Source organism: Colwellia maritima, assembly GCF_022669015.1.
In the GTDB taxonomy this organism is placed as follows: domain Bacteria; phylum Pseudomonadota; class Gammaproteobacteria; order Enterobacterales; family Alteromonadaceae; genus Colwellia; species Colwellia maritima.
The window spans coordinates 317,081-341,572 of the sequence record NZ_JAKKSL010000002.1 but is presented as its reverse complement, the minus strand read 5'-3'; the positions used below and the strand labels follow the sequence as shown (position 1 = coordinate 341,572).

The 24,492-nt window shown below is 35.4% G+C and carries 14 protein-coding genes and 7 pseudogenes; 12 read left to right on the top strand and 9 right to left on the bottom strand.

Annotated elements, in window-relative coordinates:
* Positions 1 to 88 precede the first annotated feature (88 nt).
* The 8 genes and pseudogenes from L3081_RS28250 to L3081_RS11615 all read left to right on the top strand — a co-directional run bounded on the left by L3081_RS28250 (position 89) and on the right by L3081_RS11615 (position 11,151).
* Entirely contained in the window at positions 89 to 538 is a 450-nt protein-coding gene (locus L3081_RS28250) for a hypothetical protein (RefSeq protein WP_338027310.1), read from the top strand.
* Between the two features lie 23 nt (positions 539 to 561).
* On the top strand, positions 562 to 2,415 hold the full coding sequence (locus L3081_RS11645) for a beta-galactosidase (RefSeq protein WP_338027309.1): 1,854 nt from the start codon (positions 562 to 564) through the stop codon (positions 2,413 to 2,415).
* A gap of 298 nt (positions 2,416 to 2,713) precedes the next feature.
* On the top strand, positions 2,714 to 3,328 hold the full coding sequence (locus tag L3081_RS11640) for a GntR family transcriptional regulator (RefSeq protein WP_242286284.1): 615 nt from the start codon (positions 2,714 to 2,716) through the stop codon (positions 3,326 to 3,328).
* Between the two features lie 502 nt (positions 3,329 to 3,830).
* Positions 3,831 to 6,608 (top strand): annotated as a pseudogene (locus L3081_RS11635) (TonB-dependent receptor).
* A gap of 112 nt (positions 6,609 to 6,720) precedes the next feature.
* A pseudogene (locus L3081_RS11630) lies at positions 6,721 to 8,276 on the top strand (tryptophan halogenase family protein).
* Between the two features lie 13 nt (positions 8,277 to 8,289).
* Positions 8,290 to 9,033, top strand: coding sequence for a SapC family protein (locus tag L3081_RS11625; RefSeq protein ID WP_242286282.1), 744 nt, complete (start codon positions 8,290 to 8,292; stop codon positions 9,031 to 9,033).
* 111 nt (positions 9,034 to 9,144) lie between these two features.
* Positions 9,145 to 10,389 (top strand): DUF6786 family protein, encoded by a 1,245-nt coding sequence (locus L3081_RS11620; protein ID WP_242286281.1) that lies wholly within the window; start codon positions 9,145 to 9,147, stop codon positions 10,387 to 10,389.
* A 66-nt stretch (positions 10,390 to 10,455) separates the two neighbouring features.
* A complete protein-coding gene (locus tag L3081_RS11615; protein WP_242286279.1) occupies positions 10,456 to 11,151 on the top strand; it encodes an SDR family NAD(P)-dependent oxidoreductase in 696 nt (231 codons plus the stop codon).
* Positions 11,152 to 11,230: 79 nt separating this feature from the next.
* On the opposite strand, the gene L3081_RS11610 is transcribed toward L3081_RS11615, so the two are convergent.
* From L3081_RS11610 to L3081_RS11590, 5 genes and pseudogenes are all read right to left on the bottom strand, one after another.
* Positions 11,231 to 11,533, bottom strand: a complete 303-nt coding sequence (locus L3081_RS11610; protein WP_242286278.1) for a hypothetical protein — start codon at positions 11,531 to 11,533, stop codon at positions 11,231 to 11,233.
* A gap of 221 nt (positions 11,534 to 11,754) precedes the next feature.
* A pseudogene (locus L3081_RS11605) lies at positions 11,755 to 12,783 on the bottom strand (alkaline phosphatase D family protein).
* A gap of 20 nt (positions 12,784 to 12,803) precedes the next feature.
* Positions 12,804 to 13,634, bottom strand: coding sequence for a sulfatase-like hydrolase/transferase (locus L3081_RS11600; RefSeq protein WP_242286276.1), 831 nt, complete (start codon positions 13,632 to 13,634; stop codon positions 12,804 to 12,806).
* Positions 13,635 to 13,642: 8 nt separating this feature from the next.
* Positions 13,643 to 13,963, bottom strand: coding sequence for a hypothetical protein (locus L3081_RS11595; protein ID WP_242286275.1), 321 nt, complete (start codon positions 13,961 to 13,963; stop codon positions 13,643 to 13,645).
* Positions 13,964 to 14,064: 101 nt separating this feature from the next.
* A pseudogene (locus L3081_RS11590) lies at positions 14,065 to 16,357 on the bottom strand (TonB-dependent receptor domain-containing protein).
* Between the two features lie 271 nt (positions 16,358 to 16,628).
* On the opposite strand from L3081_RS11590, the gene L3081_RS11585 reads away from it, so the two are divergent.
* Positions 16,629 to 16,844 (top strand): hypothetical protein, encoded by a 216-nt coding sequence (locus tag L3081_RS11585; protein WP_242286273.1) that lies wholly within the window; start codon positions 16,629 to 16,631, stop codon positions 16,842 to 16,844.
* 95 nt (positions 16,845 to 16,939) lie between these two features.
* Here the strand turns inward: L3081_RS11585 and lldD are convergent.
* A pseudogene (gene lldD, locus L3081_RS11580) lies at positions 16,940 to 18,077 on the bottom strand (FMN-dependent L-lactate dehydrogenase LldD).
* Positions 18,078 to 18,584: 507 nt separating this feature from the next.
* Here lldD and ppk1 point away from each other — a divergent pair.
* The 3 genes and pseudogenes from ppk1 (at position 18,585) to L3081_RS11565 (ending at position 22,233) form a co-directional block, all read left to right on the top strand.
* Positions 18,585 to 20,682 (top strand): annotated as a pseudogene (gene ppk1 / locus L3081_RS11575) (polyphosphate kinase 1).
* Positions 20,675 to 20,869 carry a hypothetical protein gene (locus L3081_RS11570; RefSeq protein WP_242286271.1) on the top strand — a complete coding sequence of 65 codons (195 nt, stop codon included), beginning with the start codon at positions 20,675 to 20,677 and terminating at the stop codon, positions 20,867 to 20,869. Before ppk1 ends, L3081_RS11570 begins: the two are co-directional and overlap by 8 nt.
* Positions 20,860 to 22,233, top strand: a complete 1,374-nt coding sequence (locus L3081_RS11565) for a Ppx/GppA phosphatase family protein (protein ID WP_242286269.1) — start codon at positions 20,860 to 20,862, stop codon at positions 22,231 to 22,233. Before L3081_RS11570 ends, L3081_RS11565 begins: the two co-directional genes overlap by 10 nt.
* On the opposite strand, the pseudogene L3081_RS11560 reads toward L3081_RS11565, so the two are convergent.
* From L3081_RS11560 to L3081_RS11550, 3 genes and pseudogenes are all read right to left on the bottom strand, one after another.
* Positions 22,222 to 23,040 (bottom strand): annotated as a pseudogene (locus L3081_RS11560) (transposase); the annotation flags it as partial. The gene L3081_RS11565 and the pseudogene L3081_RS11560 sit on opposite strands and share 12 nt — an antisense overlap.
* A 60-nt stretch (positions 23,041 to 23,100) precedes the next feature.
* Positions 23,101 to 23,421, bottom strand: a complete 321-nt coding sequence (locus L3081_RS11555) for a hypothetical protein (RefSeq protein WP_242286267.1) — start codon at positions 23,419 to 23,421, stop codon at positions 23,101 to 23,103.
* A gap of 74 nt (positions 23,422 to 23,495) precedes the next feature.
* Positions 23,496 to 24,311 carry a TIR domain-containing protein gene (locus L3081_RS11550; protein WP_242286265.1) on the bottom strand — a complete coding sequence of 272 codons (816 nt, stop codon included), beginning with the start codon at positions 24,309 to 24,311 and terminating at the stop codon, positions 23,496 to 23,498.
* Between the last annotated feature and the right edge of the window lie 181 nt (positions 24,312 to 24,492).

The window sequence follows — 24,492 nt, the reverse complement described above, 5'->3', positions numbered from 1 at the left end:
AATAAAGAAAACAGATGAATTGTTAACAATTTACTTTAGACAAAAACCATGTATACTAGTTGTTAAATAAAACAATAAGGGGTTATTAATGAATACAAAAACCTTGCTTCTTTTTTCTAGTTTAGCAGCAACAACCTTGATTGCTTGTCAAGCTGAGCAACACGTTAGCAATAAAGAACAACAAAGTGTTTCGAATGAGATTGAAACATTAATTAATTTCAATAGTAAAGATGCGCTAAATCAAGTAAAACTTGTCAATGCTTCATCAAATAAAATGATGAATGATCAAGCATTAACTGTCTACTTTGATTCAAAAAAACATACCCACAGCGCAATTGTATTCACACCAAAAACCCCCTGGGATTGGAGTCATTATCAAGATTTCAATCTTGCTTTTGATATTAGTAATAGTGGTAAACATAGCGTACAGCTTTACTTAGATATTACAGATATAGACGGAGGGAATTACACTCGAAGCGTCAACATACCTATTGGAGCAGCTAACACTTATTATGCAAAAATGGTGGTCATGATCTAGGTACGCCTGAAGGCGATGAATCAGTGGAACTAAATTTTAAATCCGGTTTAAGGGGAAACCCTGCAACTTGGGAGTCGAATGAAACTCAATTCATCTCGTTATGGGGCAAGAAAAACTTAAACCTTAAAGGTATTCAAAAAATTGCGTTAAGCGTTCAGCATAATCTTTTTGATAAAACAGTCACTATAAGCAACTTAAGGTTAAGAAAAAACCCTGAGTTCAATCATAATTATTTAACTAACATAGTTGATAAATATGGTCAAAATGCAACAGTTGATTTTGTTGATAAAATTCATAACGACCAAGACTTACAAAATCAAAAAAATGAAGAGGCTAAACATTTAACCGGCCAATTACCTAGTAATCGTACTATCTATGGTGGTTGGAAAAACGGGCCAAAATTAAAAGCTACAGGCTATTTTAGAACTGAAAAAGTTAATGGCAAATGGTCGTTAGTTGATCCCGCAGGTTATTTATATTTTGCAACAGGTCTTGATGTTATCAGATTATCAAACTCATCTACCATGACAGGCTATGATTTTAATCAAGCGCTTATCGCTAAACGTTCAGCCGAGAATGTTATCCCTGAAGATTCTCAAGGATTAAACAGAGTGGATGACACTATAAGTAAAACAAGAAAATTAGTTTCAAAAACAAGACAAGGTTTATTTGAATGGTTACCTTCTTATGATGAACCGTTAGGGAAACACTTTGGTTATCGTAACAGTGCCCATTCAGGTCCTATGAAACACGGCGAAACTTACAGCTTCTATTCAGCCAATTTAGAAAGAAAATATGGTAATGACAATCAAGATTTTATGAGTACTTGGCGTAAAGTTACACTTAATCGCATGATAGATTGGGGCTTTACTTCGCTAGGTAATTGGAATGATCCAAGTTTTTATGACAACAACAAAGTGCCATACTTTGCTAATGGTTGGATTATTGGTGATTTCAAAACTGTTTCAAGTGGTAATGACTTTTGGGGCGCCATGCCTGATGTGTTTGATCCAAAATTTGAAGAACGTGCCGACTTCACTGTTAAAACGGTTGCCGAACAAGTTAAAAATAATCCTTGGTGTGTTGGAGTATTTATTGATAATGAAAAGAGTTTTGGTCGACCAGACAGTATTGAAAGTACTTATGGCATCGTAGTTAATACGCTACAACGCGATGGTAATAACGTACCAACAAAAGCTAATTTTACTAAATTAATGAAAGAAAAGTACTCTGATATAGAATCATTAAACCAGGTATGGAAGAAAAATATTGCTAGTTGGGACGACTTTAATAAAGGCATAGATTCGTCAATTAATAATTCAGAACAAATTGCTGATTACTCAACATTATTGTCTAGCTACGTTGAAAAATATTTTAAGATTGTTGATGATGCTTTAAACAAGCACATGCCAAACCATTTATATATGGGTGCTCGTTTACCTGATTGGGGTATGTCAGATGAAGTTGTTAAAGCATCGGCTAAATATGTTGATGTTGTCAGTTACAATTCATATAAAGAAGGTCTATCAGACAGTAAATGGCAATTTTTGAGTGAATTAGACAAACCAAGTATCATTGGCGAATTTCATATAGGCTCAACCGATTCAGGTTTATATCATCCCGGATTAATCATGGCGAGTGATCAAGAAGATCGTGCTAAAATGTATCAAGAATACATGAACTCAGTAATTGATAATCCTTATTTTATTGGCGCTCATTGGTTTCAATATATAGATTCACCCATTACAGGTAGAGCCTATGATGGTGAAAATTATAATGTTGGTTTTATTACCGTAACTGACACACCATATGCGCCAATGGTTAAAGCAGCTAAAGCGTTACATTCAACAATGTACGAACGACGATTTAATCAATAGTGAATTTTTTAATTCAAAAAAGAATAGTTGTTTAAGTCAGACTAAGTTAAACACTATTCTTCTCTTGACCATTATCGACCGTATACTCATCATTTATTGACTATTTTTTGACTATTTTTTGACTATTTATTGACCACAAGTAAACACGACGATAACACACACAATGATATGGCAATAATTATAGGTGTCGATTTACTTTAAAATAATTATGTTTTTTGTAAACAATCAATCATAAAACGATTGTAATCTTATATTTAGACTATAAAATAACACGTATAAATGAACATAAGGTATAACCATGAATGCACGCAAGCCAAATAAAATATTGTCGGTAAAGGATCAAATTGCTGATCAAATACGCTCTGATATCATTTCAGGAGATTTAGCTCCCAATACTAAGTTAAATGAAAAAGAAATGGCTGATAGGTTTGGCGTATCAAGAGGTCCGATTAGGGATGTTATTTTGCAACTTAGCAAAGAAGGTTTGCTCATTTCTAAAAATAATTGTGGCGCCTCAGTTAATAGTATACTTGAGCCTAAAGTTCAAAGATTAATGATTAAACTTCGTAGAGATATTGAAGTTTATGCCATTGAACAATTAAAAGATAAACTGACAGACGCTGAATTTTCCGAGCTAGATACTTTGCTTTCTGAGTTACAAACAGCCTTAGACAAAGAAGATTATACTCAAGTAACTAAAAGTGATATCGCTTTTCACAAATACTTGATCAATAAAGCAGGTGGTGACGAACTTGTTAACCTCTGGTACCCCTATGTAATGAGAATGCGTTTAAACTATAAACGAATTACATCAAGTACTGAATGTGTTGCAGAGCATAAGTTGATCCTTGACGCGTTAAGAGATTCAGACCTAAGCAAGGCGAGTAAAGCGATCAAGTCAAATATTAAGTAATAAATACTGCTGATTTTACGCTTTCAGCTCAAAAAACACTTATATAAGTAAGACGGAGATAACTGCGCCTTACTTATAATATAATAACTAGCAATACAATCCTCACCGTTATTCTCCAGACTACCATTCAATTAACCAAATTATTATTCAACCATGAATAGCCCTCAGCACTACCACCCCATCATTTAATATAAATAACGCTATTAAATCAATAAATTAATATAATTTATTTAAATTAACGCATATCTATCCTCAATAGAATAAATTCTCTGCATTAATACAATTATTAAACATTATCTAATAATAACAAACACCACTTTGTTAACAATTAACGGTTGACAAATATTGAATTTAGTTCAATATAAACACTGCATGAATTTTGTTAACAATTAATAATACATATAAAAACACTATTTCTACAAATAACTTAAAAACAAAACTCTGTGATAAATAAAAACAACATCCTTATGCGATTATTTTAAAACTAATAAGAGGAAGAAACATGAATACCACAGCCCAAAAATTTAGGAGAACAGCAATTTCTACTGCAATTTTACTTGCAAGTGCCGGCTCTATCACATCAATACATGCTGAAGAAAAAGAACCTACAACAATAGAAGTAATTGAAGTAACAGGTATTTTCAGTTCGTTAAATAAATCAGCAGCCATGAAACGTGACGGTAAAGGGATCGTTGATGCAATATCGGCTGAAGATATAGGTAAATTTCCAGATACTAACTTAGCTGAATCGTTACAACGTATTACAGGGGTTTCAATTGACCGTGCCAATAATGAAGGTAACCAAGTTACCGTACGTGGCTTTGGTCCCAAGCTTTAACTTAGTCACGTTAAATGGTAGACAAATGCCTAACTCATCGGCATTAGAATCAGATGGTATTTCACGTAGTTTTAATTTTAACGAAATTGGCTCAGAATCAGTATCCGCGGTGCAAGTATTTAAAACTGGAAGAGCAGATATTAATTCTGGTGGTATTGGTGCCACAATTAATATTCAATCAGCTAAACCTTTTGATTACGATGGTTTTAAATCACTCGTGAGTGTGAAAGGTGTTGTTGATACCAGTGTTGATACAGGCAGCTCTGTAACCCCTGAAATATCGGGTATGATAAGTAATACTTTCATGGATGATACTTTTGGTGTTTTACTTTCAGTTTCTCATGCAGAAAGAGACAGCCACACCGATCGAATAGGTACTTCGGGTAATTGGAATAGAGGTTATCCTGGCCAAGTAGATATTGATAAAAGTGCTATTGATACTTCTAAAAATCCAGATTTAAATACTTGGGGTGTTCCCACGGTTGATTTAGATAGTCAAAATACTGAACGTGAACGTCAAAATGCACAATTAGCTTTGCAATGGGCACCTACAGACTCACTTATCGTTTCAACCGATTATACCATGTCACGTTTAGACATCAAAAGTAAGATGAATCGAACTAGTTTTTGGTTTGATAACATAGAAACAGGTACTGCAGATGCTAACGGCACTATTATAAACCCTGCCAGACAAAATGATGAGTTAAACTTTTGGGCATGGGAATACGCTTATGAAACTGAAAATGACTCTATTGGTATTAATATTGACTGGCAAGCAACAGACTCTTTAGCATTCGTATTAGATGCTCACGATTCAACATCTCATGCTAACCCTGGTGCCCTACCAAGAGAACGTATTGCCAACCTAAAAAACCCTTTTGGTGAAGCCGCTCCGGTACATATTGCAGCCGATTTTTCTGGCAATATCCCTTCAGTATCATATGATGACTCAGGTGTACCTGGTGGTGCTTTTGATCAAAGTAATATTGAAGGCGATTTATACCAAGAGCGTGGCTACGAAATTGAAAATAACATTCAACAAGTTTTGCTTGCTTTGGTACTTGGGAAAGTGACGGCGATAGTATTTTAGATTCAATTAATTTTGGTGTTTCAAATACAGTTTACAAAGTAGACAGTCAAAAAATTTATGGTGCTAACTTTGGTTTAGGTAATGGCGCTTTAGATACTAGTAACCTTGATTTAAGTTTTTCAGAAGGTGATATTGGTTTTGCGCAACGTTCGGACTATAGTGCAGCACAATTTCTTGATTTAGTTGAAGCTCAGGGGTTACTAAACCCTAAAGGTATATCAACTAATGGTATCGAGGAAGATACCACAGCAATATATGTTTCTGTTGATTTAGCAACTGAAATCTCAGGAATGGCATTCAAAGCGAATTTAGGTGTTCGATATGAAGACACCGATGTATCGTCATATTCTATTGAAATCCCTGTTACTGGCTTTAATTGGATAACACCACTTGAAATGTCAAAAATACGCTCTGAAAATCAAGTTTCAAGCGAATTATCAGGCAATTATACTAATACCTTACCTAGCCTAAATTTGAGTTTAGAAATAAGTGACGACCTAGTAGCTCGATTCTCTTATGGTACAACAATCGCTCGCAGTAGCATTGATGCGATGTTTCCTGCAACATCACTTAACAATCACTTCTCAGGTGGACCATTCAGAGCATCACAAGGTAACCCGAGCTTACTACCTTACGAATCAGACAATATAGATCTTTCGCTTGAATGGTATTATGGTGAAGGCAGCTATGTTTCTGCAGGATATTACAGTAAAGATGTTGATAACTATATTGGTTTAGGTGAAGAGAATAGAGTTATTGAAGGACCTAATGGACCATTAACTGACCCAAGCGTAAACCCTCGTGGTACTTGCCCTGAAGGAAGCGTTGCAAGCCCAAATCCTGATTGTGTTTCACAAGCCGGTGACCCTGCCATAGCATGGGAAGTTACTACACCAATAAATCAAGGGGATACCACAGTAGATGGTTGGGAATTAAACATTCAACATATGTTTGGTGACTCTGGTTTTGGCGCTATTGCTAACTACACTACGGTTGATAGTTCAGATAATTACGACATTCATAGTTTAGATAATGATTTTGCAGTTACTGGTTTAAGTGATTCAGCTAACCTAGTAGCATTTTATGAAAAAGATCAATTTTCTATTCGTATTGCTTACAACTGGCGTGACGACTTCTTGTTAAAAGGTGGTTCTGAACCAATATTTACCGAAGCTTATTCTCAAATTGATTTATCAGCTAATTATGATATTAACGATTCAGTATCTGTATTTATCGATGGCATAAATATTACCGATGAAAGTACACGTAGACATGGTCGATTTACTAATCAAATTGTTGATTATGAAGAGTATGGTGCTCGTTATAACATAGGTATTAGAGCTAAATTTTAGTGGCTAGCCATTAAAACACTATGAAAAAAGGGGATCCTACAAAGTAAGATCCCCTTTTTTCATCAAAAATAAAGCGACAAACACAGTTATATAAGTAAATAGGACTTAGGTTATGACCACTGTAATAAAAAATATTGTGATAGTAGGTGGTGGTACAGCAGGTCGGATCACAGCAGGAACACTAGCAGCCAAGTTGAAACAAAAAGTTAATTCTGGTTATACAATTACCTTAGTTGAATCACCCAATGTACCTGCAATTGGCGTAGGTGAAGGCACGTGGCCGACTATGCGCAATACCTTAAAAAACATGGGAATCAGTGAAACAGATTTTATAAAGCAATGCAATGTTTCCTTCAAGCAAGGTGCAAAGTTTGCTAAATGGGTTACAGGTAAAAACGATGACTTTTATTATCATCCGCCGGTTCTACCACAAGGTCATGACGAAATAGACCTAACACCTCATTGGCTAGCATCAAAAACTAACCATTCTTATGCGCAAGCAGTTTGCCCACAACAAGCAATTTGCGAATTGGGATTAGCGCCAAAACAAATAACAACGCCAGAGTATGCTGCACAAGCCAATTATGCCTATCATTTAGATGCTAAGTTGTTTTCTGAATTTCTTAAAAACCATTGTATAGCCAAGCTTGACGTTAACCATATTATTGATGACGTAACACATATCAATAGTACTGAAAACGGTGATATAGGGTCAGTAGCAACAAAATCAAATGGATTGATTTCGGGTGATTTATTCATTGACTGTACAGGGTTTAATTCTTTATTACTGGGACAACATTTTAAAGTGCCTTTTATCTCTTGTGAAGATACTTTATTTATCGATCAGGCCATTGCAGTTCAAGTACCCTATGAACATGAAGATAGCCCTATTCAATCTCACACGCTATCAACAGCCCAATCAGCAGGTCCGGATTTGGGATATAGGTTTACCAAGTAGACGTGGTATAGGCAGTGTTTATTCAAGTAATCACATTACTGAAGATCAAGCCCATCAAGAACTACTTAATTACTTAAAACCTATGGTATCAGAACCAGAAAAACTAACCTTTAGAAATATTGCAATTAAAGGCGGGTCATAGAGCACGTTTTTGGGAAAAAAATTGTGTTGCTATCGGGTTGTCCGCCGGGTTTTTAGAGCCACTGGAAGCTTCAGCATTACTGTTAATTGAAATTTCAGCTCAAATGATTGCTAATCAAATGCCGGCAAATAGAGTAACCATGGATATAGTTTCCAAACGATATAACAAAACCTTCACGTACCGTTGGCAACGAATTATTGATTTTTTAAAGCTTCATTACGCATTAAGCAAACGCACTGACAACCAATTTTGGATAGACAATCGTAATCCAAATACCATTTCTGAACGCTTACAAGAACAACTCAGCTTATGGAAACATCAATTTCCTTGTGACAATGACTTTGAACAATCATTAGAAATTTTCCCCGCCGCTAGTTACCAATATATTTTATATGGTATGGGATTTAAAACAGCGCCGAATCACTTAGGCATGTCTGAACAAAGTATAAAACAGGCACAACAACAATTTTTAAAAAATAGTCAACATAGTAAAGAATTAACGTCATCATTAATTAGTAATCGTGAACTCATTAATAAAATAAAACAATATGGTTTACAAAAAGTTTAAAAAGGAAATAAATGTGAGTAACTTTATAGTACTAGATAAAAAAAAGCATAAAAATACGCGTATTATCACGGAAAGAGGCGCTGAGTTTGGCGAAAATATTCATTTGCTTCCTGTCATTATTAGTGAACTAGACAAGTTAGTACTTGAGTACCCTGTCTGTTTTATTAAGAATAATGAAACAGGACAATTCGGCTTACAAGCGCTATTAGGATTTGAAGTAGGCGAAAACTTATTTTTACAAAACAATGAATGGTTAGCAAGTTATTTACCCTTGCACATCAGACGACAGCCTTTCATGGTTGGTATGAATACTAATGAAGATGAAAAACCATCGGCCGAAAACACCGTGATTACCATCAACACTAAAAGCACACGAGTTCAAGAAACCAAAGGCGAGTTGATTTTCGATGACGAAGGTAACATCACACCCTATATGCAAAACATTAACAACATACTCTCAAATTTAGTTACGGGTATTATTCACACAGAATCATTTATTAAAACGCTATCAGAACATAATTTAATTGAACCTATTCAGCTCACGGTTAATTTTATTGATCATGAAGAACAGCGTTTTGATGGTATTTACACCATTAATGAGGAAAACCTTAAGCAGCTCAGTGGCGACGTACTTGAAGAGTTAAATAATAAAAGTTACTTGCAAGCCTGCTATTTATTACTGGCTTCTATTGGCCATGTACAAAAACTTATTTCGTTAAAAAGAAAACGAATATCGTTAGCTAGTACAGCGCAGTAAAAACAACGTAACTAAAAACACTGATAAAACATTTAGAAAGCAGCCAGAATGATGCTAAAGCTGCTTTAACTAAGCTGAACATAGTTTAGTTAGCTATAAACAGGAATTTTTATGATAAATCACTCTATAGCCAAAGCTTCGGCGACTTTTAACAAAAAGACCAATTTACTCTTTTTATTTGGTGCTTTTTTTACCTTTTGTGCAAAAGGGCAAGATTTATCAACACAGCTTTCTTTCGCAAATGAAGTACAACTACTAAAAAAACACTATTCTCCCATCATACTTTCTCGCGACAAACAAAAAGTGATTGTGCTTGCTGAGTTACAAGGGCGAGTAATGAGTAGTACCGACCAAGGAGATAAGTATAATGGCTATGGCCGGTTTAATTATGAATACCTGTCTAAGCCACATCACGATCGAAATGCAGCAATGGGAGGAGCTGATAGATTATGGTTTGGTCCCGACGCAAGTAAGTATTCTTTATTTTTTGAACCAGGGGTGCAAACAATCCCAGAAAATATAAACGTACCAATCGCGGTTTCCATGACCCCTTTTGATGTTATTTCTAAAGCTAATGACAGTGTCACCTTAACAAAAGCTTTAGCGATGAAAAACTATCAAGGCTTTAATTTTAAGTTTAAAGTAGACAGAACCATTCAACTGTTAGACAAAACACAGCTTCCTATGCCCTTGCCTGCTGATATTAACTGGGTTGGTTATAGCACAACAACGTCAGTTGAAAATATCAGTACACAAGCTTGGACAAAAGAAACCGGCCTTTTTTCAATTTGGGATTTAGGCGCCTTTTATCCGAGTAAAAAAACAACCGTTATCATTCCATTACGCCAGTCGATAGAAACTAAAAATAGCGAACCATTAAAAAAAGCAACTCGTTATTTTAGTGATATAAAAGAAAGTCATACAAAAATAATAGACCATATGGTGTACTACAAAGCTGATGCAAACTACATGAATAAAATAGGCATTCCTGTTGAGCACACAAAGCCAATCTTTGGTAGTTACGATGAAGAAAGAAAGCTCCTCACTGTAGTAACCTTTTCAATGACAAGTGACACAGATGCTGACTACGTTAATGGTATTTGGCGCTTCGAAGGAGATGCCTATAACGGTGAAATTATTAATGTATTTAACGATGGTGCCCCCGATGAGCAAAGTAAACCCTTTGGACCATTTTATGAATTAGAAACGAGTTCAATTGCACTAGCACTTACACCAAAGCAAAAGTATCAACATCGGCATACAACCATGCATTTTCAGGCAGATGAAACATCACTAAACATACTCACAAGGCAGCTGTTTGGCGTGCCTTTAGAACAAATAAAGTCAGTTTTTTAGCTACCTATCCACCCTTTAAACGGATCATGTCAGTGATTCAATAACGACTTAATGAGAGAGTATTAAATGAAAACAGTTGTAATTTCAGGTGCAAATAGAGGTATTGGCTTAGGTTTTTGTAAACACTATTTGTCAACCAACTGGCGAGTAATTGCGCTATCTAGAATCAAACCAGAGATAGAGGTATCAAATAAAATAACAGAGAAGCAAAAGTCTAATTTTCATCATTTAGCCATTGATCTATTAAGTGAAGCATCGATTAATAGTTCATTGGAGAAAATAGAAGGAATTTCTCAATCTGTCGACCTAATAATTAATAACGCCGGCGTTGCAGAGCATGAAAACTTTGGTCAGTGGACGCAGCAAGCCTTTTTAAACAGTTTTACAGTTAACACCATAGCGCCTGCCCTCTTAACGCAAGCACTCTCTTCATTACTAACTAATAACGCTAAAGTTATTCAATTAACTTCTGGGCTCGCGTCGATTGAGCAAAACCTAGGACCATTAGAAAATTTTGACAGTTATAGTATGAGCAAAGTTGCCGTTAATATGCTGAGTAAACGGTTGTCAGCCAAATTACTTGATAGGGAAATTATTGTTTGTTCAATTAGTCCTGGGCGGGTAAAAACCACCATGGGCGGTGATGAAGCGCCTACAAGTGTTAGCCAAGCAGTAAATGACATCACCAACACCATAGAAAACTTAACCATTTCACAAAGTGGTAATTTCTATGATGAACTCGGTAATATTATACCTTGGTAATATTATACCTTGATAATATTATACCTTGATGATATCAAGGCTAGTAGGTTGCGCTAACAGACAACCTACTAGTCGTTCTTTAGTTCTTTAGTTCTTTAGTTTTTGCTGAACCACACTTTATATTTTTTTCACCGATATGATAGATATTATTGACTAATACATAACTGGCTGAAATGATAGCTGATGTTGGAATGGTGATAACGGCTAACATCTCATCATTCCATTCATAAAAACTTGTGTCACCATCAGTTAAATTAACGAGTTTCAAAACCTTCATATCTGTAGATAATGCACATTCGTATTGTTGTGTGTTGGATGTTTCAGGTAATACTACACAACTAACACAACTTACCATTAATATTAACATCAATATGTTACGCATAATTTAAAATCCTTTTAATTCGTTTATATAATTAATCATAATTAATACCAATCTCAATAACTATGTGATCATTTCTACGTATAAAATAGATAACTTAATTAATGAAACAGGTATAACTTTAACATAACCAAGATATTTTATGCCTTGGTTTTACATTTAATATAATGGATTTATCTCTACTTGCAATGATCCTTAGATGATAACGTCAAGTTTCAGCGTAATTAATACACACTAATATCTGACAATTTAATAGTATGTTGAGTAAAAATATCTCCTTTTACATCCTTAATTTTCAACGAAATTTTAGGATCGCTTACGTCCCAATCAATTAATATTTCGCCATAATTTACATCACTAGTGTAGGTACCAACTCGGTGCTTATTCGGGCTTACAAACTTCCATTCTTGCGTTAATCCGGAGCTTGTTACCTCCCACAAAGGATATCCCCCTTTAAGTGAAACTTTAGATACTTCCCCCCAATGGGTATCGCCACTAATGATCAAAACGCCATTAACTTTGTGTTTTTTAATCAAAGCAAACAACCGTTCTCGATCTTTTGGAAAATTAGCCCATGATTCCCAACCAGTAAATTCAGGTAATAGTTGTAAGCTTGAGCCTATAATTTTAATGGCTGAAGGCTTTTTCAGTTCTTCCTCTAACCATAACCATTGCTTTTCGCCAAGCATAGAGGCATTTTTTACGGTGCTTGGTGAGTACGGCCCCATATTATTTGGTTTACGTTCAAGGGTATACTCTTGTTTAGAAACATGGTTTAGTGTGTCTCTATTCGGCGTAAGTCAGGTAAAATTACATGAACTTTCTGCTCACCTTCCCCATACATATAAGCAGTATAAATACCGCTATCACGGGAATAACGCATTGAGTTTTTCGGCTCTTGCCAAAAATCTAACATCAATTTGCGTGAGGCTTCTTTTTCAGGATATTGAGCGCCGATCATTTTCACCGTAATCATGATCATCCCAAATAGCAATGGTTTCAGTAGTGGCACGTAATGTTTTAATGCCCGGTATATTGCCTAAGCGTTTATATTTATTAGCAAGATCTGCCATATTTTTAGTATCGCCATAAATGTTATCTCCCAAAAATATGAATAAATCAGCATTTTCAGCATTGATCGCATCCAAAATAGGCATACTTTTATCTTGATGACTACAAGAGCCAAAGAGTATTTTTTGTACTTTTGCTTGCACTGAAAAAGCACTAATCATGAAACCGATAATACAAAACATAACCAAGGTTAATTTTTTCATTAGAAAATCTCCTTAATTTTAGACCCTATGTTAGGATTAAAATCTTTAGGATCTTTTCCAAGTAAGGTTAATGCCGTAGCAGCTATTTGCTTTTGCTTAACTTCACCTTGAGTAATAACCTGCCCTTTGGCTTTTATACCTGCGCCAATGGCCGCAAACCAAATGTTTTCTGAGCCGACAATGCCATTAGGGAATGTATTTAAATTTTTCATATATTCTTTAACTGCATCTGCTGACGCATGGTGTTGCCAATCTTCAGCATTGCTACCACGGCCATGATCGGTAGTAATCAATAATACGGTTTTGTTTTTATATTCAGGTGTTGATTGAATCGTGTTCCATAAGTCCTCAATAAACTTATCGGTTTGATGTGCCGAGCTTAAATAACTATCGTAATGTCCATCATGAGCAAAATCGTCCGTTTCTCCAAATGAAATAGCCATTACTTTAGGTTTTTGCTGCAATAAATAATCTTTAGCATAACGATAAGTAAAGCTGTCTAACCTTACATTGTGCCAAGGGCTAGGAATTTCTTTTTGCAGTGAATTAAGTAATGTCATCTCGCTAGACAATGGGTAACCCTGTGCAGGCATAAACCCGGCATTAACATGCATTTTATTACGTTCCACATTAAAAATAGCCGAAACACATCCCGGCCTAGCAAAAGCCGCTAACTTATGTTCAAACGGTGCTTGATTATTTAGCCATTCAATAAATGACATATGTGGATTGGGTACTTTTTTATTGCTATTGAGTTTTGGGTCAGCAATACCCGTAAAGATTTCACTATAGCCAGGGTAAGAAAAATGCCATTTATTCGACACAGACATTGTTGAACCTATGTTTCTATTACCAATAAGAATGCCTTTTTCAGCAATTGTGTTCCAAAAAAAGGCATTAACAACGCACGATTTTTTTCTGGATTTTTGTCCCAAAAATGTGCTTTTGTGTGTCTGTTTTGGCGTACAAACTTATCATTGTTAAGTAAGTTTTCGTCAGCACCGCTAAACAGTTCTTGCCAACGTAAACCATCAATAGTGATCAAAATTAAGTTTTCAGCAACCCCTGCTGTTGCATGGTCAGATTTTGTGGTGTTTTCTGCTTTGCTAGCCATACTAACGCTAAAACAGAGTATTGCGATAATTAAGTATTTAGACATTTAAATAACCAATAAATAATGAGTTTAAATAGAAATAACCAAGCAATAAATATCGCTTGGTTATCATTTAGGTATTACAATTTTCAGTTAAATTTTTATAATTAAAAACTAACCGTTACCGTCATCGACGCCGTACGTGGAGCACCGATAAAGAAAGATGTACCATTGCCTGTTCCCGTTGATAAGTAACTTTCATCGGTAAGATTATTCACAACAAAAGCAACATCAAATGATTTAAATATGTTGTTATCAAGTATGCTGTTATACCCAAAGATTGAAGTCTAATACAGTGTATGAATCAGCCACACCTCGTTCACCTGTATACTTAGCTGAAAGACCAAAGACGGAACTTTTCAAAGGTGTAGTTAGTTGAAAAAACAAACATGTCTTCAACTGAATCAACCACTTTAGTGCCTGCTTCAAAGCCTGGTGCATTACCAACATAGGTTGAATCGTTGTTGGTGTATGATGTGTAAATATCCCAATTTTCATTGAATCGGTAGCTTGCACTTAATTCAAAACCCTCTGACTCAATACCGCCTACGTTAAGGTAAGTTCCATTAGTACCTATTGTGTAGTCAATACCTGATGTGTCGCTACCTGGTGCAATAAAAGTAATACGGTTATCAAACGTTATTGAATAAAAAGTGGCTGATAAATCTAAATTTGCATTGTTATAACGAAAGCCAACATCAATATTTTCAGCAGTTTCAGGCTCTATTTCATCTAATGTTGATGAACCGCGCTCTAAAACACCGTCTTTAATTGCTGAAAAGTTTTCACTGTAACCTGCAAATAGTTCTAAATTAGCGTTCACTTGATATATAACACCTGTACTAAATAAGGTATCTGAATCGCTATTTACTTTAGCTGTGACAGCTTTTGCAAAGTTGTCATATTTTTCTAAATCAACAAAATACTGCTGAACACCAAGGTTAACTGTAAAGTCGCCAAAATCAAGGGTGTCTTGCACATACAGTTTTAACGTATCGGTTTGAAAGCTGTTGCTGTATTGTGTCCAATACGGTGTTTCATCAAAGTGATGATATACACGAGCATCTATCACTTTATGCCAATCACGAGATTCATCACGATCATTAGTTTCAGCCCATAACCCAAAAGCAATGTCATTTATGCCAACTGACCATTCAAAGTTAGCCGTTAAACCTAAGCGATCTTTTTGATAATGAGTATGACGATAAGACATAACAGGCACCGCATTTCGGTCGTAACATGAAGGTGCTAAACCTGAGCCTGAATCCCACGGCCAAGACAAGTTATCAGTACAATCTGCCGCGGGTGTTAATGGGTTACCCAGGTGGTCAGTAAAACCGTATGATCCCGCAATAGATCCCCCTTCATTTGTAGGGTTTCCTTCCGCATCAACAGCCGCTACTAAGTAAGGGGGAATCCAATCACCTCTCCCTTCATTTTTATGTATATAAGGGGTTATTTGAAAATGCATATTAGCTGAAATATCGTATTCAAATTTTACATAACCTAAGGTATTTTCGCGTAATGTAGACCAAATTCTTCTGCAAACATTTGATCAAAGTGAGGTATACCAGTCCAATTCCACGTAAGTTGGTCCCAGTCAGGCGTTTGCTCAAACTGCTCTTTACTTACTGAATTGTAATTATCTTCATCGGCATCATCGTAAGACAAGCGTCCTGTTATGTTTAGTTTGCCTAAGTCGGTTACAAATTTTAATTCTGCATGCTCTCTTGTCATGCCACCGTTAGAACCCTCTCCCACCCAACGGCTAGTAGAGGTTGTAGAATAACTAGCATAAGCATAGGTATTATCAAAAATTAAACCGGTGTCGTGACGAACATAATATCTAGACGCATCATGATCGCCCGTTGTTAGTGCAAATTTGGTTGTTTTTTCAAATTCAGGCATGGCACTAACAAAATTAAAGGTGCCGCCTAATGCCTCTAATGACGCAGACGAAATATCTGAAGTCCCTTGCGACACTTCAATTGTTTCCATGTTTTCTGAATCAAGATACCGATTAGCTTTTGCACCGCCACCGTAGTTAGAGCCACCATTTGGAATACCATCAACAGTCATCCCTAATTGTTGTTGGTTACCATCAATACTAAAGCCGCGCATAGTAATTGACGTTGACCAGTCATCGCCACCAAACGCATCCCCTTCATTTATGCTAATACCAGGTAAATTATCCATTACCGCTAATACACTAGAAATATTAGATTGCTGTTGAGTCATTTTTACGTCTATTTCATGATTAGCATGTGAGAGCTTTTTAGCGACTACAGTAACCTCTTCAATAAGCTCATTTTCATCAGTTACTTGTTCAGCTAATACATTCGTTGTTAGCGTGGATAAAACAGCTAAAGCGATTAATGTTTTTTTATATGAATTACGCATGATTTCCCTTAAAAACAAATAGTTAAATAATAATAATTGCGGGGAAATATACGATACAAATATGACAAAAAATGGGAAGAAAAGTGACATAATTATTAATTTAGGATGTCACTTTTATTAATGAGCATAGGTTCAGCTTCCATTTACATGAAAGGTAAATATAAAAAGGATCAACACACCTAAAACCTGACGAAGGTTGCATTTTATAGACAAACGCCTATGATAAGTTCTGCTAAGCCTTTAATTCATCAACGAAAAAGGGAACGCGTATATGGAAACCAACAAGCCCAACGAGAAAAACCAAAGCATTGCAAACTTTGCTGCCATCAAAACTACTATAGCCAATAATGAGGAACAACGGCTTAAAGAGTTACTGGCAGACCAATCGATGCTAAACCTTGAAAAAATCTACCTCATCGACCTAGCCAAATTAGGTAATAACCAAGAGATTTTGAAAATACTGAATGACATTCCAGTGAAAGAATAAATCTGATCTTTTGCTGTGATCTAATAAATCTTATCCAAGAAAAGTAAATTTATGTCTTATAAACTATTACAGATAAAAATGTTCCTTGAAACTATTTAATAAATATTAATTAAAGACTCCCTAGTTAAATCTTTAAGTGTATTTGCACCACACAATGTCATTGCAACACGCATCTCTTGTTCATAAAGATCAATCAGATTTTCAACACCTGCTTGTCCTTTTGCTGCTAATGCATAAATATATGAACGACCTAACATTGTACAGTCGGCCCCCAAGGCTAACATTCTAACCACATCTAATCCTGAACGAATACCTGAATCAACCACTATTTTTAAATCACCTTTTACTGCGTCTGCAATGCTTGGTAATGCTTTAGTAGATGATAAAACACCATCTAACTGGCGACCACCGTGATTTGAAACGATAATACCATCAGCACCAAACTTTACTGCATCTTTCGCATCGTTTGGATCTAAGATACCTTTAATAAGCATTGGACCATCCCAAAATTCTCGAATCCATTCCAAGTCTTTCCATGAAATTGATGGGTCAAAATTATTACTTAACCAACCAATATAATCTTCTAATTTTGTAACTTCTCCACGATAAGCAGAAATATTACCTAAATCATGAGGTTTACCAAATACACCTACATCAAATGCCCATTCAGGGTGATACATGGCTTGCAGCACACGACGTATAGCTGCATTTTTACCACTCATGCCTGAATGCATATCACGATAACGAGCGCCAGGAACGGGCATATCTACGGTAAAAATTAGCGTATTAACGCCGGCTTTTAGCTCGTTCTAATGCATTTTTCATGAATCCACGATCTTTAAGTACATAAAGTTGAAACCACATAGGACGCTGAATTGTTGGAGCCACTTCTTCAATAGGACATACAGAAACAGTAGATAAAGTAAACGGTACCCCTTTTTTATCTGCTGCTTTAGCTGCTTGAACTTCACCACGACGTGCGTACATGCCTGTTAAACCAACAGGGGCTAAGATTAAAGGTAAGTCTAATTTTTCACCAAATAATTCCGTACTTAAGTCAAGTTTAGACATATCGTTCAAAACTCTTTGTTTTAACGCAATATTAGCTAAGTCTTCAGTGTTTTTACGAAGCGTGTGTTCATTATAAGCACCGCCATCTATGTAATGAAATAAAAATGGAGGGAGTTTAGCTTTTGCCGCTTTACGATAATCTGATGGAGATGAAATGATCACAAATTAAATCCTTATTAAAATATACCTAGTTGATCTTAGGTTAATTTATTCTAATAAAATTAATACCTAAAATGATAATGACATAAGTATACTTTTTTATTTTTAGCGAATAAATGTTAACAATGAAAAACACTATTTCCTAAATCGACCTAATTAAAGTGGTAATATTTTGTGCAGAAGGCTTCCACAGGTTTTTATAGTAAACATTTGAACAGATTTAATTGACTCTAAGGGTGAGCACCACGGAGGGTTGTAACATTCAGGCCGAAGCATGCAACTATAAAGCTTGCTTTGACAAGATGGGTTAATTTCATCGATTACCCATCTTTTGTCATATAATAATTACGCTAATTCTTTCTAATGAGTAAATGTAACTCTTAAGTTAGATAAATATGACGGTTTTATTTCACGCAGCAGAATAAAATCTGCAAGTCATCATAAAAATGCAACATCTATCTATTACAGTGCCCGTGTTATCTATAATGATGTATATGGAGTGTTTAAAATATGACTTTTCTTGAAAAAGAACTAAGTTGGCTATCGTTTAATCACAGAGTTCTACAAGAAGCTCAAGATGAGACAGTTCCGTTCTTTGGAACGTTTACGCTTTTTGGGGATTTACTCAAGTAATATGGACGAATTCTATCGTGTGAGAGTTGCCAATGTACGAAGAAAAGTATTACTTTCAAATTCCACAGCACATAAAGAAGAATCCATATTATTATTTGAAAAAATACAACAAAAAGTAATAGCGCTCCAAGACGTTTTCGATGAAACCTATATACTGTTATTGCAAAAATTGAAAACAAAACACATTTATCTTATTAATGAAATACAACTCACTGACGAACACAGTTTATGGTTAAAGCAATACTTTAAAAATAAACTTCGACGTCATATCTTTCCATTAATTTTGACCAAAACGACTAATTTAGCCGATCATATAAGTGATGATGCGACCTATTTAATGGTATCTATGTCTAAAAATAAGCAAAAGCAATATGCCTTTGTGCGAGTTCCTAGTTGTAGTGTGCCACGTTTTATTATTCTACCAAATAAAGCAGGTGAAAATAACATCAGCATTATTTTGCTTGATAATGTCATTCGCCATTGTTTAATTGAAATTTTTGGTGGCTTTTTTGAATTTGATTCCATCAATGCTTACTCAATGAAGCTAACAAGGGATGCTGAATTCGACTTAAGTAATGAATTTAATCAGAGCCTTTTAGAGCAAATGTCGTCGAGTTTAAAAAAACGTATTAAAGCTGAACCTGTCAGATTGGTTTACGATAGAAAAATGCCAATTGACATGTTGGTAACGCTAAAAGAACGTTTAAATATAACATCGAATCAAGGATTGATTTCAGGTGGACGTTATCATAGTTTTAAAGACTTTATTGAATTTCCAAGCCTTAATGATAAAAGCCTTGAACATGACAAACTTCCCGCTTTAGATAACCATTACTTCACTCGATTTAATAATGCATTTTTGGCCATTAAAGTGCATGATATTTTGTTACATTACCCTTACCATAAGTTTTCATATTTTACTGAATGGCTACGTCAAGCAGCGTATGACCCTAAAGTAGAAAAAATTCAGATTTCACTGTATCGTGTAGCCAAAAAATCTCGTGTTGTTGACTCGTTAATTGAAGCCGTGAAAAATGGTAAAAAGGTTTTTGTTAATGTTGAGTTAAGGGCAAGATTTGATGAAGAAGCAAATCTTCACTGGGCAGAAACCTTATCAAATGCAGGGGCTCAAGTCTCGTTTGGCATTTCTAATTTAAAGGTACATGCTAAAATTTGTTTAATTAGCCGCCGTGAACAAAATGAATTAGTACATTATGTACATGTTGGTACAGGAAATTTTCATGAAAAAAACGCTAAAATTTACACAGATTTTAGCTTATTTACGTGTAACACAGACATCACCAATGAAGTTGAAAAGGTGTTCGAGTTCATCAAAGCCCCTTACCTTAAGTTCAAGTTTAATCATTTAATTGTGTCACCTTTGAATACCCGAAATAAGTTTGAAAGCCTTATTGATAATGAAATCAATGCCGCTAAACAACAGAGAACAAGTGGTATTACATTAAAAATTAATAACTTAGTAGACACGGGGTTAATTAAAAAACTATATCAAGCAAGCAACGCAGGTGTAAAAATTAAATTAATTGTTCGTGGTGTTTGTTCCTTATTACCAGGGGTTCCCAACCAGAGTGAAAATATTACCGCCATTAGTATTGTGGATAGGTTTTTAGAACATCCGCGAGTAGCAATATTTGAAAATAGTGGAGAACCCTCTGTTTATATTTCTTCGGCAGATTGGATGCACCGAAATATTGATGAACGCGTTGAAGTGGGGTGTCCAATTTATTGCCCTAAAATAAAACAAAACATAATTGATATTATTACCATCCAATTAAATGATAACTGTAAAGCAAGAATCATTAATTCTTCTCAAAATAATGACTATCAAAATAAAACATCAAACATGAGTGTTCGCTCTCAAATTGAAATATACCATTATTTAGAAGAGCAACAAATGTCTAAAGTAGTCTCTTTTACTTCTAATATTAATAAACGTGTTATAGACCATGCCTAGTAAAGTCACTGAATTAAATAGTGTTATTGAAAGTAACCATATAAAGAATAATGAGAAATCACATCAAACTAAAAGCCACCTTGTCGCTATTGATTTAGGCTCAAATAGTTTTCATCTTATTATTGCTCAAGAAAGCGCTTCGGCTGTTTGCAAGTATTGTTTCGGCAAAAAAATGCAGTGGGATTAGCCGCGGGTCTAGATAATGATAATATGCTTAGTGCAGAAGCCATTAAAAGAGCAATGATATGTTTGAGAGAATTCAACCTGTCTTTAAATCATTTATCGGGTAATGCAATTCGGATCGTCGCTACTCATGCTCTACGTAAAGCCAAAAATGTTCAAACATTTCTTGATGAAGCAAAAAAAGTATTTCCTTACCCTATTGAAATTATTTCAGGAAAACATGAAGCTGAATTGATTTATAAAGGCGTTGCTCATACACAAAACTTGTATGGAAAAACGTTAATTATAGATATTGGCGGTGGTAGTACTGAATTTGTTTTAGGCCGAGGTTTTAACCATCAAATAGCTGATAGTATAGAAATGGGTTGCGTTACTTTTAAACAAAAATTCTTTTCAAGTGGGAAAATATCACAACACAATATGGCGCAAGCTAAGCAATTCGCACTTGAGCAATTAACCTCTCTAGCCAAAAAGTTTCATAAACATAAATGGGGAGCAGTTCTAGGAACGTCTGGTTCTGTAAAAGCAATTTCTCAAACCATGTTAGAGCTTTTTGATGATATTGTGATTAATCAGAAACGTTTAAGGCAATTATCAAAACAGTTAATTGAATGGCAACACTGTGACAATATTAGGTTCAGATCTCTAGATCCCCACAGACGGCCCTTACTGGCAAGTGCAGTGGCGATCCTTTCAAGTTGTCTTGAATATTTAAATATTGATGAAATCAATTTTAGTGCCGGAGGTGTTCGCGAAGGTGTTTTATATAGCTTAAGCAACTCTCGTACAGACATTGATACTCGAGAACGAACGATCCAAAACTTAATTAATTTACATCATATTGATCATGTATTTAGTAAACGGATTGTCCATCAAATTAACACCTTTAAAAATAATTTAAAACACTCCCCCGTACATTTATCTAATGACGATTTACAATTATTGTATTGGGCGGCAAGGTTACATGAAATAGGTATTGCAATTAACTCTAAAAAACATCAAGTGCATGGAGCCTATATTATTAAAAATAGTAACATGCCAGGTTTTAGTTTGGATGAACAACAATCTGTAGCCCTTTTAATTCGTAATCATAAAGGGAAATTTAAAAAAGATATAAAGTGTGATTTGTCATTACATACCAATCCACGTTTACTCTTTTTATTGCAGCTGTTTCGTTTGTCCATATTGTTAACCGAAGGACGCCAAAAACAAACAAAAACCTCTGGTACTGTATGTTACGTAGATAACACATTAACGGTGAACCTTTCGTCACGCGAGTCAATTATACAAGCACTAGAAAAAGAGGTAGTTAGCCAAGCAAGTATAGGATTAGAGCTTAAGATCGCTTGCAGGGACAACTTCTATTAATGAAAGATAATCCAATAATTCAAACGGTAAGCCTTTAGGCATGTGTTTTTTAGGGTTACCAACAAAAGGCAATAGATGCTCAGGTTGTTTTGCTGTTTTAGCTTGTGCTACTCGTTGTTTAACACTGGTATAGGCTGATGCTTCTGGTGTTGTTGCCATGTTCGCTTTAACGGGGTTTAAATCAACATATGCCATACAAGCGGCAAGTGCAGATTCATCTAATAAGGCTTGTGATTTAAATCGTCCTTCCAACAAATTTGTATGGAAAAAATTTGAACAGCTTTAGGCGGCCCGAAGGGTGAGCGCCAAGGATGGCTGCGAATAAAATCTCCCTGTGCAGTTATCTTCTTGATTCGCTTGTCGTGCAATACTTTCATTGAGTAAGCGCATAAACCAACTGATATCGGTTAATCGATGTCGATATGCTTCAACTGTTTCTTTTAAGCTTTGTTGTAAATGTTCTGAAAGCGCTTCACCACGCATAAATTGTTGGGTCAGTAATGTGCCTTTAAATAATTGATGCCAACGTTGAATAACCTCAGTTGTTGACCAATGTTTGGCTTTGTCTGCATCAATAAACAATACAAGGTGTGTATGATTACTCATCACGGCATAGGCACAAATATCAATGGCAAATACCTTGCTTAGCGCAATGAGTTTATCTTCTACCCATTGCCTTCTGTGCTCAAAGCTTTTTCCTAATAGTTTGTCTTCACCACAAAGATAGGCTCGTCTAACACAACGTGAAATACAATGGTAATAAGGGGTATCAACTAAACTGATCAAGTTTTTTCTGGCGGTGGTCATCGCAATAATCCTTTATTGATGTGAGAAATTATTAAAGTGTAGTAAAGGATCGTGATTTGATCAATTTAGAATGGGTGTCCGTATAATTCTTCCCTTAAAATTAATTCTGGAGCTAATTGTATCTTTTGAACTATTACCAGTATTTAACCCCATACCTATAACTGAAATTTTACCTTCACCATTTGAAGTATCTTCAGTTGTAACTGCAACATCAAACTCAACTTGCTGTAAAAGTGTTGAGTTTTTTGCCCAGTCAGATGACTTAGCTGTCTGAGGCCTTTCGTTAACATTTCCACCAAATTCTTTCGCTGTAGTTTGCGCCTCACTAACTCCTTTGCAAATCATTACAAGTGTTTTAGCCACAAATTTATCAAGTTCCATTTATTCTCCAGTATTTCATATTAATTAGCGCATTTGACGCACTAATTTTAATCGGCTTAGTATTTATCCACTGTTTACATATTAATCTTGTAACCTGCCGTTTTAAGCTCTTTTATTATTGCGTAAGCTTGGGGGTCAACGGAACCATCTACTTTTTTATATACAAGACCATTCAAATCACTAGGTAAAACAACATCCCCCTTGTGTAAACAGCAGACTCTATTTCGTCCTAACCTACCAACAAAATAACCAAATTCGAATATGACATTAGGTCTCGCCCTAAATTCAACGGTTTTGTCTGATTCAGGAATATCAATTTGATCAACTGTATAACCGACTTCATCCGGTGTTAGAAGGATAAATGCAAATCCAACATCACTATGTTTTTCAAACTTTTCAATTACTGTTGCGCCTTCATCAGCTTCTCTGTGAAGTACAACAGGTATTAAACCTATTTCATGTACAAAACGTTCAACATCAGTTTTTAAACCTTGATCATGTCCATGAACAATAAAAACTTTATTTGATAATGCAACGGATGTAGATGTGCTCTTTTCTTTTTTTAGTTCTCCGTAAACATCATTTTTTAAAGTTCCCGCAAGTATTTGTAATGCCTTGACTAAATTAGACTTGGCAATTTCAAATTTGGCAGGTTCATTTCCTTCGGTATACTGAGTAAGTCCTTCAGCTACAAGAGTCATTGCAGGGGAATTATCTGAAAGGTGTTTGGCTACTATGTTTTGAGTTCTAACTTTGAACGTTCCCCACTCTGGAGTGTCAGGGCCACCGTAACGTCCTTGATAATCGCCTATGTTTAAACAAAAGTTTTGAAAAGTGAACTTTTCGCCTTCTTCAATTAACCTCTCAACAATCTCAATTTGACTTTCCATTAGTTCCTCGTTGATTGAATACAACACCAAATTCTAGGTGCTTATAACAGCTATATTAGAAGGATAAATGTCATGTTTAAACACGACATTGATCCTTCTATCATGTAAATTTAAAAATCTACAATACTCCAATTACCTCTACTCATCAATTAGTTAATCATAATTCCGTTAACTGGTTGAT